This is a genomic window from Palleronia marisminoris (assembly GCF_900172315.1).
Taxonomy (GTDB): Bacteria; Pseudomonadota; Alphaproteobacteria; order Rhodobacterales; family Rhodobacteraceae; genus Palleronia; species Palleronia marisminoris.
In genome coordinates, this window is record NZ_FWFV01000002.1 from 206,284 (window position 1) to 219,393 (window position 13,110).

Here is a 13,110-nt window from a genome sequence, read left to right on the forward strand (position 1 = left end):
GATTTACAGCAGGCCCGCGCTTCCATACAACTCACCGTGTTCTCCAGTTTCAGGGATGCCCGTGATGTTCGCCTTTCTTTCCGACCTTCGCAAGCGGGCCGCGGCCGGCCTTCTTCTCGCCGTGGCCGGGCTGGCCGGCTGCGCGAACCTTCCCGCGACAGGCCCCGGCGGCGGTGCCTCGCCCCGCGTCGACACGAGCGCCCCGGTTCCCGTGGCCCTGCTTCTGCCGCGCGGCGGCTCGGACAGCGACGCCTCGGTCTCGGCCTCGATGGAGAACGCCGCGCGCCTCGCCATGGCGTCGGTGCCCGGGGCACAGATCGACCTTCGGGTCTATGACACCGCCGGATCGCCGGCAGGCGCGTCCTCGGCCGCGACCACGGCCATCAACGAAGGTGCGCAGATCATCCTCGGGCCGCTTTACAGCCAGTCGATCAGCGCAATCACACCGGTCGTTTCGGGCCAGAACATCAACGTGCTGAGCTTCTCGAACAACCCCGCCGTCGCGGGCGGCAACGTCTTCGTCCTGGGGCAGACCTTCGTCGACGTGGCCGAGCGGCTGACCACCTATGCCCGCCAGCAGGGCCGTCCCTCGGTCGCGGTCGTCCATGCGGAAGGCGTCGCCGGCGAGGCGGGCCGCGACGCGATCCTGCAAGCCGCGCAAGCCGCTGGCATGGAAGTCGCGACCGTGCAGTCCTACCCGCTGAGCCAGCAGGGCATCGCCGAGGCCGCACCGCGCATCGCACAGGCTGTCAACCAGTCCGGTGCGACAGCGATGTTCCTGACCGCCAACGTGGATGCCGACCTGCCGGTGATCGCAGCCGCCCTGCCCGAAAACGGCATCAGCCCCGCGCAGGTGCAGTACATGGGACTGACCCGCTGGTCCGCCGCACCCCAGGCCCTGAGCCTGCCGGGCCTCCAGGGCGGCCTCTTCGCCCTGCCCGACAACAGCGCGCTCGAGCAGTTCAACGCGCAGTACCGTGCGGCCTACGGGTCCGACCCGCACCCCTTGGCCGGTGTCGCCTATGACGGCATGCGCGCCGTCAGCACGCTGCTGGGACAGGGACGGTCGGACGCGCTGTCGGCGCGGGCGCTGACCCGCCGCGACGGGTTCCAGGGCGCCTACGGGGCCTTCCGCCTGCTACCCAACGGCACCAACGACCGCGCGCTCGCGGTAGCCACCATCCGGAACAACGAAGTCGTCATCCTTGACCCAGCCCCATCCAGCACCGGTCGCGCGGGCTTCTGAAGCCGCCGGACCCGACGACACGCACCGCCTTCCGCCGGACCTCATCGTTCCGGCGGAAGAGCTTTTCGACGCCTCCGCCGTGCGCGCCGCGATCGAGGCGGGGATCGACCTCGATGACCCCGCAAGTGTCCGCACGGCCGCCGTGGACGAACTGCGCCGCGTTCAGGACGCCGCCCGCGCTCGCCTCGCCGAAGCTTTCACCGCCAACCCTCGCGCCTCGCGCGAGACGCTTTCGGCATATTCCTGGCTGACCGACCGCCTGGTCGAGACCGCCTTTGACCTGGTTGTCACGCATCTCCACCCAAAGCCGAACCCCACCAAGGGCGAGCGGCTCGCCGTGCTGGCGGTCGGCGGCTACGGCCGGGCCGAGATGGCCCCGTTTTCCGACGTGGACCTGCTGTTCCTAAGCCCGTGGAAGCTGACCGGCTGGGCCGAGAGCGTCATCGAATCGATGCTCTACATCCTGTGGGACCTGCGGATGAAGGTTGGCCATGCCTCGCGCACGGTGACGGACTGCATCCGCCTTGGCCGAGATGATGTGACGATCCGCACGGCCCTGCTGGAACACCGTTTCCTGTGCGGCGAGCGTGTAATCGCGGACGAACTCGAATCACGCCTGTGGTCCGAACTGTTCGAGGGGACAGAATCCGAGTTCATCACAAAGAAGCTCGCCGAGCGGACCGACCGGCACCAGAAGCAGGGCGGCCAGCGCTATGTGGTCGAGCCCAACGTGAAAGAGGGCAAGGGCGGCCTTCGCGACCTGCAGACGCTGTTCTGGATCGCCAAATACGTCAATCACGTGCCCGACGTCGCCGATCTCGTGGAAAAGGGCACCTACACCGCCGAGGAGTTCGACAGCTTCGTCCGGGCCGAAAGCTTCCTTCTGGCCGTTCGATGCCACCTCCACCTGATCGCGGGTCGGGCGCAGGACCAGCTGACCTTCGACATGCAGGTCGAGGTCGCCCAGCGGATGGGCTACCAGGACGGCAAGGGACGCCGCGCGGTCGAGCATTTCATGCAGGACTACTTCCGCCACGCCACCCGCGTGGGAGAGTTGACGCGCATCCTGCTGACCGCGCTCGAGGCGGACCACAAGAAGCAGGAGCCTGCGCTCATCGGCCTGTTCCGCCGGCGCAGGCGGGTGCGGGAAGGATATGCCCTCAAGCAGAACCGCCTGACCTATGTCGATGCCGATGCGTTCCTGGCCGACAAGCTGAACCTCTTGCGCATCTTCGACGAGGCGCTCCGGACGGGCTACCTGCTGCACCCCGACGCGATGCGCCTGATCGCCGCGAACCTGCGGCTGATCGACGACGAGATGCGGCGCAACCCCGAGGCTGTGCGCATCTTCTTCGACATGCTGCTGAAGCATCCGAACCCCGACCGCGCGCTGCGGCGGATGAACGAGCTTGGCGTGCTGGCCGCCTTCATCCCGGAATTCGAGCCCATCGTGGCGATGATGCAGTTCAACATGTATCACCACTACACGGTGGACGAGCACACCATCCAGTGCATCCGCCACCTGTCCGAGATCGAGGCCGGCGAGCTTCGCGAGGACCTGCCGCTGTCCACGAAGATCGTCGACGATGGCGTCTCGCGCAAACTGCTCTACACCGCGCTGCTTCTGCACGACATCGGCAAGGGCCGGGACGAGGATCACGCGGTGGTCGGCGCCCGGATCGCGCGCAAAGTCTGTCCTCGCATGGGGTTCAACCGGACCGATACCGAGACGGTCGAATGGCTGGTGCGCTATCACCTGCTGATGTCCGACATGGCCCAGAAGCGCGACCTCAGCGACCCGCGCACCGTCCGTGACTTCGCCAAGGCAGTGCGGACCAGGAAGCGGCTTGACCTGCTGACCCTGCTGACGGTTTGCGACATCCGCGGCGTGGGTCCCGGCACCTGGAACAACTGGAAGGCTCAGCTTCTCAGGACGCTGCACCGGGAAACCGCCTTCGCGCTGGAAAACGGCCTCGAGGCGCTGAACCGCGAGAACCGCGGGAACGAGGCCAAGCGCGCCCTGCGCGAGGCGCTGTCGGACTGGCCGGCCAAGGACCTGCGGGCCGAGACGGCACGGCACTACGCCCCCTACTGGGGGGGCCTCGGCATCGCCAGCCACACGGCCTTCGCGCATCTGCTGCGCAACATCGAAGACGACCAGATCCGCATCGACATCACCGACGACGTGGACCGCGACGCCACCCGCATCTGCTTTGCCATGGTCGATCACCCCGGCATCTTCTCGCGCCTCGCCGGGGCGCTGGCGCTGGTGGGGGCGAACGTGGTGGACGCGCGGACCTATACCTCGAAAGATGGCTACGCCACGGCGGTCTTCTGGGTGCAGGACGGCGACGGCCACCCCTACGATCCCTATCGCCACGACCGCCTGAAGGGGATGATCGACAAGACCCTGCGGGGCGAGGTCATCGCCCGCGACGCGATGGAAAGCCGCGACAAGCTGAAGAAACGCGAGCGCGGCTTCCGGGTACCGACGTCGATCGCCTTCGACAACGAGGGCTCCGAGATCTACACGATCATCGAGGTCGATACCCGCGACCGCCCGGGCCTTCTGCACGACCTGACGCGGGTGCTGGCCAACAGCAACATCTCGATTGCGAGCGCGGTGATCGCCACCTACGGCGCGCAGGTCGTGGACACGTTCTACGTCAAGGACATGTTCGGGCTGAAGATCTACACCGAGGCCAAGCAGAAGGCGCTCGACCGGAAGCTGCGCGAGGCCATCGACGCTGGGGCCAAGCGCGCCCGTGCCTGAAGCGCCGCGCTGATCGCGGTGACAGAGCAAGGGGCGCTGCCCCTCGCGCTCCCCGGCGTTATTTCGGGCAGGATGAAGGGGTGGGTGCGCTTCGTTCGGGTGGCTACGCCGTTGTGGATCGGCGTCTCGACCGGGGCCGGGAACCTTCCGAGCGGCTTGCCTCGCAGGCGCGGCGCATCCATAGCGGGGTCCGGACACCGGACCTTCGGAGAGACGAATGCCCCCCACACGCCTTATCTCAGGCTTCATGACCGTTGGCGTCTGGACGCTGGCCTCGCGGGTTCTCGGCTTCGTGCGAGACATCATGATCGCCGCGTTCCTCGGCGCCGGTCCCGTGGCCGAGGCATTCCTTGTGGCGTTTGCCCTGCCCAACATGTTTCGCCGTTTCTTCGCCGAGGGCGCCTTCAACACCGCGTTCGTGCCCATGTTCTCGAAGAAGGTCGAGGGCGGAGAGGACGCTCAGACCTTCGCCCAGAACGCCTTTGCCGGGCTCGCCACGGTGCTGATCGTGCTGTCCTTCGTGGCCCATCTGGCCATGCCCGCGCTGGTCTTCGCCATGGCCTCGGGCTTCGTCGAGGACAACCGCTTCGACCTAGCGGTGACCTACGGGCGCATCTGTTTCCCCTACATCTTGCTGATTTCGCTGGCTGCGCTGCTGTCGGGCGTGCTGAACGCCACCGACCGTTTCGTCGCCGCGGCGGCCGCACCCGTCCTTCTGAACATCGCGCTCGTCAGCGCGCTGGTCGTCGGTGACCGAATGGGCTGGCCGCCCGGACTGACGCTGTCTTGGACGGTTCCGGTGGGCGGGGTGCTGCAGCTTGGCGTCGTGTGGTTCGCGGCCTCGCGCGCGGGCTTCACTCTGCTGCCCCGCCTGCCCCGCCTGACGCCCGAGATGAAGCGCCTTGCCCGGATCATGGGCCCGGCAATGCTGGCAGGCGGCGTGGTGCAGGTGAACCTGCTGGTGGGCCGGCAGGTCGCCAGCTTCTTCGACGGAGCCATCGCGTGGCTCTCCTACGCCGACCGGCTGTACCAGTTGCCGCTGGGGGTCGTGGGCATCGCCATCGGGGTGGTCCTTCTGCCCGACCTGTCACGGCGCCTGCGGGCGGGGGACGATGCGGGCGGGCAGCATGCGCTGTCGCGCGCTGCCGAGTTCGCGCTCGTCCTGACCGTGCCTTGCACCGTCGCGTTCCTCGTGGTGCCGATGCCGCTCGTGGCGACGCTCTTCCAGCGCGGCGCGTTCGACTATGACGATACGGCGGCGACGGCGTTGATCCTGGGGATCTACGGGCTGGGCCTGCCCGCTTTCGTCCTGCAGAAGGTGTGGCAGCCGCTCTATTTCGCACGTGAGGACACGCGGACGCCGTTTCACTATGCGCTGGTCTCGCTGGTCGTGAACGCGGTCGTCGCCGTGGGGCTGGCGCCGTTGATCGGCTACCCCGCGGCCGCGCTCGGCACCACGCTGGCGGCGTGGGTCATGGCGGGCCTTCTGATCCGGGGTGCACGCGGCATGGGCGAGGCGGCGCGGCCCGACGACAGGTTCCGCCGCCGCCTGCCCCGCCTGATCGGCGCGTCCATCGCCATGGGCGTTGTGATCTGGGTGCTGAACCTCGTGCTGGCCCCGCTTTTCGCAGGACCCTGGCAGGTGCTGGCGCTTGCGATTCTCGTGGCGGGCGGGGCCGCAGCCTATTTCGGGATCGGGCACCTCGCCGGGGCGGTTTCCTTCCGCGAGATCAAGGGTTCCGTCCGGCGCTGAGCCTACCTTTGGCGCAGCTTCGCCATGACGCGGCCCCACCCGCCGGGCGAGACCACGAAGGACAGCAGGAAGCCCGCGACGAAACCCGACAGGTCGGCGACCCAGGCGGTCGAGCCGCCGAAGAACAGGCCGAAGACCAGCTGGATCCCCAGGAGGAACGCGATCAGCGTGAAGGCGCGGATGCGCTGTTCGCCCAGTGCGCCCAGGCCCGTCCACATCAGGAACGTGTAGCACCCGATCAGGCCGTAGACCGCCGGGTAGCCGCCGACGAGAGCCGTCTCGACCCTCGGCACGAGGCCATAGATCAGTGCGCCGGCGATGGAAGACACAGCCCAGACCGCCAGCACCGCCCAGGCGGCGAAGCTTTCGGCGACGAGCTTGCCCATCGCCAGAAGGAACACCACGACGAAGAGCATGTGGGTGAAACCCAGATGCACAAAGGAATAGCTGACCAGCCGCAGCAGCTGGCGCGGCGGGAACTGCCCGACCTCGACCATCCGGTCCCAAAGCTGCGGCGAAAAGGCGAACCCGTTCAGCGCCTCGATCCTGAGGCCGACGCCGCGCGCGCCGCCGACGACGCCGATGGTTCCGGCCTGGAACAGCAGCTCGATCGCGAAGATCGCGACGGCCAGCGCCACGACCACCGGGGGCAGCGCGTTGAAGGGGTTGGAGTTGTGGTCGGATAGGGACATCGGGCAGCTTCCTTGACGGGGTCCGGCCCCCTCGGTAAGCCGTCCCGGTCCAATGGAAAAGCCCCGGATCCCACACATGGCCGAGACCAGCTTCACCCCCCGCGTCCTGTCCGGCATCCAGCCCTCGGGCGGCCTGACGCTGGGCAACTACCTCGGCGCCATCAAGCGCTTCGTGGAAACGCAGGACGCCGGCGGGCACCAGACGCTGTATTGCATCGTCGATCTGCACGCGATGACCGTGTGGCAGGACCCTGCCGCGCTGACCCGTAACACGCGCGAACTGGCCGCGGGCTACCTGGCAAGCGGCATCGACCCCGAGAAATCCATCCTGTTCAACCAGAGCCAGGTGCCCGAGCACACACAATTGGCGTGGATCTTCAACACCGTGGCCCGCATGGGCTGGATGGGCCGGATGACCCAGTGGAAGGACAAGGCCGGCAAGAACGCCGAGGCCGCGTCGCTGGGGCTGTTCGCCTATCCCGCGCTGATGGCGGCGGACATGATGATCTACCACGCGACGCACGTGCCCGTGGGCGAGGACCAGAAGCAGCATGTCGAGCTGACGCGGGACATCGCGACCAAGTTCAACCACGACTACGACACGGCGTTCTTCCCCCTGATCGAGCCGGTGATCGAAGGCCCCGCCACCCGCGTCATGTCCCTGCGGGACGGGTCGAAGAAGATGTCGAAGTCGGACCCCTCGGATGCCAGCCGGATCAACATGACCGACGACGCCGACACGATCTCGAAGAAAATCCGCAAGGCGCGGACCGATGCCGAGCCCCTGCCCGAGACCTACGAGGGGTTGAAGGACCGGCCCGAGGCGCGGAACCTCGTCAACATCTACGCGGGTCTCGCCGAGTGCAGCGTGGCCGACGTGATGGCGAAACATGCCGGGGAGGGCTTCGGGGAGTTCAAGCCCGCACTTGCCGACCTGGCGGTCGAGAAGCTCGCGCCAATCTCGACCGAGATGGCCCGCCTGATGGAGGACCCCGCCGAGATCGACCGCATCCTGGCCCGCGGGGCCGAGCGTGCCCGCGAGATCGCGGCGCCGATCCTGGCCGAGACCTACCGGATTGTCGGCCTCGTCCGGTGACGCGGAGGGCGCACGCAGGTTGTGCGCCCGTGCGACTGCCGTGGGAACGGGCTTGCTCCTAAATACACAGGGCCAGCACAGGAGGCCCTCATGAGCATCGACCCCGGCACACGTATCGGTCACGTCCACCTCAAGGTCGCGGATATCGACCGCGCGCTCGGCTTCTGGCGGGACGTCTTGGGGTTCGAGGTGACGCAGCGCTACGGGGATCAGGCGGTGTTCCTGTCTGCCGGCGGCTATCACCACCATATCGGTCTGAACACCTGGGGCAGCGCCGGGGGAACCCCTCCGCCGCCGGGCCATACCGGGCTGTTCCATGCCGCGATCCTCTACCCTACCCGCGCCGCGCTTGCCGATGCGCTCCACCGCCTGCGCGACGCGCGCTGGCCCCTGACCGGCGCCTCGGATCACGGGGTGAGCGAGGCGCTCTATCTGGACGATCCCGATGGTAACGGCGTCGAACTCTATTGGGACCGCGCGCAAGCCGACTGGCCACGGGACGAGGCGGGCCGGATCGCGATGGTGACGCGGCCGCTCGATCTGCAGGACCTGCTGTCGACCTGACGCCTCCATCTGGACGCCCCCCGGCCAATCGCGCTACCCCTGCGCGGCACGGACGAGACGAGGGAGCGCGGGAATGGCGATCGGCACGGAGATCAGGACCTGGTTCGAGGGGCAGTGGCACGAGGGCGACCCCGCCATCATCCGCGCCGCCGATCACGGGGCGTGGCTCGGCTCGTCGGTCTTCGACGGCGCCCGCTATGCTCGGGGCGTGGCACCTGACCTGCTGGCCCATTGCGAGCGGGTGAACCGGTCGGCCAAGGCGCTGATGATGACGCCGACGGTGGAGGCCACGGACATGGTCGAGATCGTGCGCGAGGGGCTGGCGCTGTATCCGGCTGACGCGGCGCTTTACATCCGGCCGATGTACTGGGCGATCGACGCCGCGCCGGGCGCGATCGCTCCGGGCGAGACCACCGGCTTCGCGATCTGCCTCGAGTCCATCCCGCTCGCTTCGGAGGACGCGACGACGACGCTGACGACCACGCGCTTCCGCCGCCCGGTGCTGGAAAGCGCGGTGGTCAACGCCAAGGCAGGCTGCCTCTACCCCAACAACGCGCGCATGCTTCGCGAGGCGCAGGCCAAGGGGTTCGGCAATGCGCTGGCCGCCGATGCGCTTGGCAACGTGGCGGAAACCGCGACGGCCAACGTGTTCCTCGCCAAGGACGGCGTGGTCTTCACCCCCATCCCGAACGGCACCTTCCTGGCCGGCATCACGCGCGCACGCCATATCGACCTGCTGCGCCGCGACGGGGTCGAAGTTGTGGAAACCGTCGTCACCTTCGACGATGTCCGCGCCGCCGACGAGGTCTTCCTGACCGGCAACATGTCCAAGATCACCCCCGTCACCGCGTTCGACGACACGACCTACGCGGTCGGCCCCATCGCGAAGCGGGCCCGGCAGCTCTACTGGGACTGGGCGCTGTCCGAGACGGACGTGGACACGGGCCGGCCCCTCGGACAAGATCGCCTCGGAGGGTCATGATGCGCAAGTTCCTCGTCATCCTGGACGACAGCCGCGAATGCCTGAATGCCATGCGCTACGCCGCGATGCGGGCGGCCAAGACGGGCGGCGGCGTCACGATCCTGTCGATCATCCCGCCCGACGAGTTCCAGCACTGGCTGGGCGTCGGCAACCTGATGCGCGAGGAAGCCCGCGAGCGGATCGAGGCCCATTACGAGGTCTTCGCCAAGTGGATGCGCGACCGGCAGAACGTCTTCCCCGAGCTTGTGGTGCGCGAGGGTGAGGCCGTCGCACAGATCCTCGCCCAGGTGCGCGAGGATGAGGCGATCGGTGTCCTCGTCCTCGGGGCCAGCGTCGAAAACGGGCCCGGCCCCCTCGTGACGCAGCTGTCGCGCGGGGCGGGCGGGCTGCCGGTGCCGCTGACCATCGTGCCGGGCAGCCTCAGCAAGGATCAGCTCGAGGCCATCACGTGACATCTGCGCCCGTGTCGGCCGCTCCGCCGCAACGCGTCGCATGGATCGACCGGGCGCGCGGCACAGCTCTGGTGGCGATGGTCGTCTACCACGCCAGCTTCGACCTGTCGCTGTTCGGCATCGTGGAGTGGCGGGTGTCGTCGGCCCCCCACTGGCGCGGCTTCGCCATCCTGATCGCCGCCAGCTTCATCGCCCTGTCGGGCCTGTCGCTCGCATTGTCCGCTTCGGGCGGCATCCGCTGGCGGGCCTTCGGGCGACGGCTGGCTCTTCTGGCGGCGGCGGCGGTGGCCGTCACGGTGGGGACGTGGGTCGGCATGGGGACGCCGGTGACGTTCGGCATCCTGCACGCGATCGCGGTGTTCTCGGTGCTGGCCCTGCCTTTCCTGCGGGCGCCGGCATGGGTGCCGGCGGTGCTGGCGGTCGTCGTGTTCCTCGTGCCGTTCGCGGTGCAGTCCGAGGCGTTCTCGGGGCCCCTGCTCTACCCGTTGGGGCTGGACCCGACGCCGATCCCGTCCTTCGACTACGAGCCGATCTTCCCGTGGTTCGCGGCGATGCTGGCCGGCGTCGCCGCGGCGCCGTTCGTGCCCACGCCGCGCTCGCCCGTGGCGCCCGACCTGCTGGCGCTGATGGGGCGGCACAGCCTTGCGATCTACCTGCTGCACCAGCCGATCCTGTTCGGTTTGCTCATGGCGGCGCGGCAGGTCGGGCTAGTTTAGAATCGTTCCAAGTCCTTGACCCCGCGGCGACGATCCCGCATATAGGGTGCAAGCCCCCGAAGGAGTGCGCCCCATGTTCATCCAGACCGAATCCACGCCGAACCCCGCGACGCTGAAGTTCCTGCCGGGGCAAACGGTGCTCGAGACCGGGACCGCCGACTTTCCGACGCGCGAGGCGGCCGGAAACTCGCCCCTCGCCAGCCGCATCTTCGACATCGAGGGCACCAGCGGCGTGTTCTTCGGCAATGACTTCGTGACCGTCACCAAGACCGACGCGACCGAGTGGGATCACGTGAAGCCCGCGATCCTCGGCGCGATCATGGAGCATTTCCAGTCCGGCCAGCCGGTTATGTCGGGCGAGTCCGACCACGCCTCGGGCCATGCCGAGCACACCGGCCCCGATCAGGAGATCGTCGTCCAGATCAAGGAACTGCTCGACACCCGCGTCCGTCCGGCCGTAGCGCAGGACGGTGGCGACATCACGTTCCACGGCTTCGACCGGGGTGTGGTTTATCTGCACATGCAGGGTGCCTGCGCCGGGTGCCCCTCGTCCACGCTGACGCTGAAGATGGGGATCGAGAACCTGCTGCGGCACTACATTCCCGAGGTGGTCGAGGTGCGCCCGGTTGCCTGACCGGACGATCCTTGCCTTCGACACATCGGCCGCGCATTGCGCGGCCGCTTTGCTGTCTGGGGGGCAGATCGTGGCCGAGGCGTTCGAGGAGATGCCCCGTGGGCAGGCCGAGCGGCTGATGCCCATGGTGGCCGTGTTGCTGGACCGGGCGGGCGTGGCGCTCGCGGATCTGGACGCGATCGGAGTCGGGATCGGGCCGGGCAACTTCACCGGGATCCGCGTGGCGGTGTCGGCTGCGCGCGGGCTGGCGCTGGGGGCCGGGGTGCCGGCCGTCGGCGTCTCGGGCTTCGATCTTCTGGCCGAAGGGGTCGACGGCCGGGCGTTGGCGCATATCGCGGCGCCCCGCGGGGCGTTCTACCTGCAATGGGTCGAGGATGGCGCGCCGCAGGGCGCGCCGTGGTTGGCCGAAGAGCCGCACGAGTCGGCTGGCGGCGACATCGACTGGTCCACGGCCGCCGCCCGGATCGCGCGACTGGCCGCCGCTCGGCTGAACGGCGGCGGGGCCATCGCCCGCCCCGCTCCGCTTTACATACGCGACGCGGACGCCGCCCCGGCGCGGCCGGTTCCCCCCGTCAGATGACGAACGATGCCCTCGCCCGGCTGCATGCCGCCGCGATGACGCTGCCCCGGCCGTGGGCCGCGCACGAGATCGGCGTGCTGCGCCTCATGCCTGGCGCGATCGAATGCACCCGCGCCGAGGGATTCGCCCTCGGCCGGATCGCCGCGGACGAGGCAGAGCTTCTGACGATCGCCGTCCTGCCGGATGCCCGGCGCAACGGGATCGGTCGGGCGCTTCTCGCGGCGTATCACGAGGCGGCGGCGCGGCTCGGAGCGGTCACGAGCTACCTCGAGGTCGCCGAAACCAACGAGGCGGCCCGCGCACTCTATGCCCTGGATGGCTACGCCGAGGTCGGGCGGCGCGCCGGGTACTATACAGAGGTCACTCCACACGTTGCCGCCATCGTGATGTCCCGGTCCCTATGACGCGCCGTCACATGCCCGGAATCTCGGCGTCTGCTGCATGCAAGTGCGGAATTGACCCGCGACTCCCTTGACCCTCGAACGGGCCTTCGGCCTTATCACTCAATCAACAAGGGGCGCGGTTCCGGTCGGCGGGGCCGTCCCGAATACCAAAGGGAGTTCCCGACCGATGACCCTCATGCAGAAATTTCTCACGGCCGCTGCCGCCACGGCCCTTTCGGCCGGCGCCGCGCTGGCGGAGCCTGGCCTCATCATCGACCTTGGCGGCAAGTTCGACAAATCCTTCAACGAAAGCGCCTATACCGGCGCCCAGCGCTGGGTCGAAGAGACCGGTGGCGAGTACATGGAGACCGAGCTTGCCTCGGAAGCGCAGCGCGAGCAGACCATGCGCCGCATGGCCGAGCGTGGCGCCAACCCGGTCGTCGTGCTGGGCTTCGCCAACGCCTCGACGCTCGAGCAGGTGGCCCCCGACTACCCCGACACCGACTTCGTGATCGTGGACGCGGTGGTCGACCAGCCCAACGTGCAGTCGATCGTGTTCTCCGAGCACGAGGGTTCGTACCTCGTGGGCATGATGGCGGCGATGGCGTCCGAGAGCGGCACCGTCTCGTTCGTGGGCGGCATGGACGTGCCGCTGATCCGCAAGTTCGCCTGCGGCTATGCCCAGGGCGCGAAGGCGGTCAGTGACGATATCCAGGTGATCTCGAACATGACGGGCACGACTCCCGCCGCGTGGAACGACCCGGTGAAGGGTGGCGAACTTGCGCGTTCGCAGATCAGCCAGGGCTCGGACGTGGTGTTCGCGGCTGCTGGCGGCACCGGCGTCGGCGTGCTTCAGGCCGCCGCCGACGAGGACGCGTTGGCCATCGGCGTGGACAGCAACCAGAACCACCTCCACCCCGGCACCATGCTGACCTCGATGGTCAAGCGGGTCGACAACGCCGTCTACGACGCCTTCCAGGCCGGTGAGGAAATCCAGCCGGGTGTGCAGGTCAAGGGCCTCGAGGACGAGGGCGTGGCCGTCGCCATGGACGAGCACAACGAAGAGCTCGTGACCGACGAGATGCAGCAGCGGGTCGACGAAGCCAGGCAGCAGATCGCCTCGGGAGAGATCCAGGTCCACGACTATACCGAGGACGACAGCTGCCCCGCGCTGACGTTCTGATCGGTCGATGACAAGGCGGGTCCCGTGCCTTCGGCGCGGGGCCCTATCCATTTCAG

Annotated in this window: 13 protein-coding genes; 12 read left to right on the forward strand and 1 reads right to left on the reverse strand. The window is 68.3% G+C overall.

Annotation, left to right across the window (positions count from 1 at the left end; all coding sequences use genetic code 11):
- The first annotated feature begins 64 nt into the window (after positions 1–64).
- The 3 genes from PAM7066_RS04655 to murJ all read left to right on the forward strand — a co-directional run bounded on the left by PAM7066_RS04655 (position 65) and on the right by murJ (position 5,772).
- A complete protein-coding gene (locus PAM7066_RS04655; RefSeq protein ID WP_085852977.1) occupies positions 65–1,246 on the forward strand; it encodes a penicillin-binding protein activator in 1,182 nt (393 codons plus the stop codon).
- Positions 1,206–4,019 (forward strand): [protein-PII] uridylyltransferase, encoded by a 2,814-nt coding sequence (locus PAM7066_RS04660; RefSeq protein WP_085852978.1) that lies wholly within the window; start codon positions 1,206–1,208, stop codon positions 4,017–4,019. Before PAM7066_RS04655 ends, PAM7066_RS04660 begins: the two co-directional genes overlap by 41 nt.
- A gap of 217 nt (positions 4,020–4,236) precedes the next feature.
- Entirely contained in the window at positions 4,237–5,772 is a 1,536-nt protein-coding gene (gene murJ / locus PAM7066_RS04665) for a murein biosynthesis integral membrane protein MurJ (protein WP_085852979.1), read from the forward strand.
- A 2-nt stretch (positions 5,773–5,774) separates the two neighbouring features.
- Here murJ and PAM7066_RS04670 read toward each other — a convergent pair whose 3' ends face one another.
- Complete coding sequence (locus tag PAM7066_RS04670) at positions 5,775–6,464, reverse strand: rhomboid family intramembrane serine protease (RefSeq protein ID WP_245749592.1); 690 nt, start codon at positions 6,462–6,464, stop codon at positions 5,775–5,777.
- Positions 6,465–6,540: 76 nt separating this feature from the next.
- Here PAM7066_RS04670 and trpS point away from each other — a divergent pair, with 76 nt between their 5' ends.
- The 9 genes from trpS (at position 6,541) to PAM7066_RS04715 (ending at position 13,054) form a co-directional block, all read left to right on the forward strand.
- Positions 6,541–7,560: a tryptophan--tRNA ligase gene (gene trpS, locus PAM7066_RS04675; protein ID WP_085852980.1), complete on the forward strand. Its 1,020-nt coding sequence runs from the start codon at positions 6,541–6,543 to the stop codon at positions 7,558–7,560.
- A 90-nt stretch (positions 7,561–7,650) separates the two neighbouring features.
- A complete protein-coding gene (locus tag PAM7066_RS04680) occupies positions 7,651–8,124 on the forward strand; it encodes a VOC family protein (RefSeq protein ID WP_085852981.1) in 474 nt (157 codons plus the stop codon).
- 73 nt (positions 8,125–8,197) lie between these two features.
- Positions 8,198–9,106 carry a branched-chain amino acid aminotransferase gene (locus PAM7066_RS04685; protein WP_085852982.1) on the forward strand — a complete coding sequence of 303 codons (909 nt, stop codon included), beginning with the start codon at positions 8,198–8,200 and terminating at the stop codon, positions 9,104–9,106.
- On the forward strand, positions 9,106–9,558 hold the full coding sequence (locus PAM7066_RS04690; protein WP_085853290.1) for a universal stress protein: 453 nt from the start codon (positions 9,106–9,108) through the stop codon (positions 9,556–9,558). The genes PAM7066_RS04685 and PAM7066_RS04690 overlap by 1 nt, the downstream gene beginning before the upstream one ends.
- The gene (locus PAM7066_RS04695) at positions 9,555–10,274 is read left to right on the forward strand and encodes an acetyltransferase domain-containing protein (RefSeq protein ID WP_090928744.1); all 720 of its coding nucleotides are present in this window, start codon (positions 9,555–9,557) and stop codon (positions 10,272–10,274) included. Before PAM7066_RS04690 ends, PAM7066_RS04695 begins: the two co-directional genes overlap by 4 nt.
- Before the next feature lie 73 nt (positions 10,275–10,347).
- Positions 10,348–10,908 (forward strand): NifU family protein, encoded by a 561-nt coding sequence (locus PAM7066_RS04700; RefSeq protein ID WP_085852984.1) that lies wholly within the window; start codon positions 10,348–10,350, stop codon positions 10,906–10,908.
- On the forward strand, positions 10,901–11,488 hold the full coding sequence (tsaB, locus tag PAM7066_RS04705) for a tRNA (adenosine(37)-N6)-threonylcarbamoyltransferase complex dimerization subunit type 1 TsaB (RefSeq protein ID WP_085852985.1): 588 nt from the start codon (positions 10,901–10,903) through the stop codon (positions 11,486–11,488). Before PAM7066_RS04700 ends, tsaB begins: the two co-directional genes overlap by 8 nt.
- Positions 11,485–11,892 carry a GNAT family N-acetyltransferase gene (locus PAM7066_RS04710; protein ID WP_085852986.1) on the forward strand — a complete coding sequence of 136 codons (408 nt, stop codon included), beginning with the start codon at positions 11,485–11,487 and terminating at the stop codon, positions 11,890–11,892. The genes tsaB and PAM7066_RS04710 overlap by 4 nt, the downstream gene beginning before the upstream one ends.
- 166 nt (positions 11,893–12,058) lie before the next feature.
- Positions 12,059–13,054 (forward strand): BMP family lipoprotein, encoded by a 996-nt coding sequence (locus PAM7066_RS04715; protein ID WP_085852987.1) that lies wholly within the window; start codon positions 12,059–12,061, stop codon positions 13,052–13,054.
- Positions 13,055–13,110: the final 56 nt, after the last annotated feature.

Excerpts from the sequence above, each read along its gene's own strand:
- PAM7066_RS04655 (WP_085852977.1), top strand. The coding sequence starts at position 65 with ATGTTCGCCTTTCTTTCCGACCTTCGCAAGCGGGCCGCGGCCGGCCTT.
- murJ (WP_085852979.1), top strand. The coding sequence starts at position 4,237 with ATGCCCCCCACACGCCTTATCTCAGGCTTCATGACCGTTGGCGTCTGG.
- PAM7066_RS04670 (WP_245749592.1), bottom strand. The coding sequence starts at position 6,464 with ATGTCCCTATCCGACCACAACTCCAACCCCTTCAACGCGCTGCCCCCG.
- trpS (WP_085852980.1), top strand. The coding sequence starts at position 6,541 with ATGGCCGAGACCAGCTTCACCCCCCGCGTCCTGTCCGGCATCCAGCCC.
- PAM7066_RS04680 (WP_085852981.1), top strand. The coding sequence starts at position 7,651 with ATGAGCATCGACCCCGGCACACGTATCGGTCACGTCCACCTCAAGGTC.
- PAM7066_RS04685 (WP_085852982.1), top strand. The coding sequence starts at position 8,198 with ATGGCGATCGGCACGGAGATCAGGACCTGGTTCGAGGGGCAGTGGCAC.
- PAM7066_RS04690 (WP_085853290.1), top strand. The coding sequence starts at position 9,106 with ATGCGCAAGTTCCTCGTCATCCTGGACGACAGCCGCGAATGCCTGAAT.
- PAM7066_RS04700 (WP_085852984.1), top strand. The coding sequence starts at position 10,348 with ATGTTCATCCAGACCGAATCCACGCCGAACCCCGCGACGCTGAAGTTC.
- PAM7066_RS04710 (WP_085852986.1), top strand. The coding sequence starts at position 11,485 with ATGACGAACGATGCCCTCGCCCGGCTGCATGCCGCCGCGATGACGCTG.
- PAM7066_RS04715 (WP_085852987.1), top strand. The coding sequence starts at position 12,059 with ATGACCCTCATGCAGAAATTTCTCACGGCCGCTGCCGCCACGGCCCTT.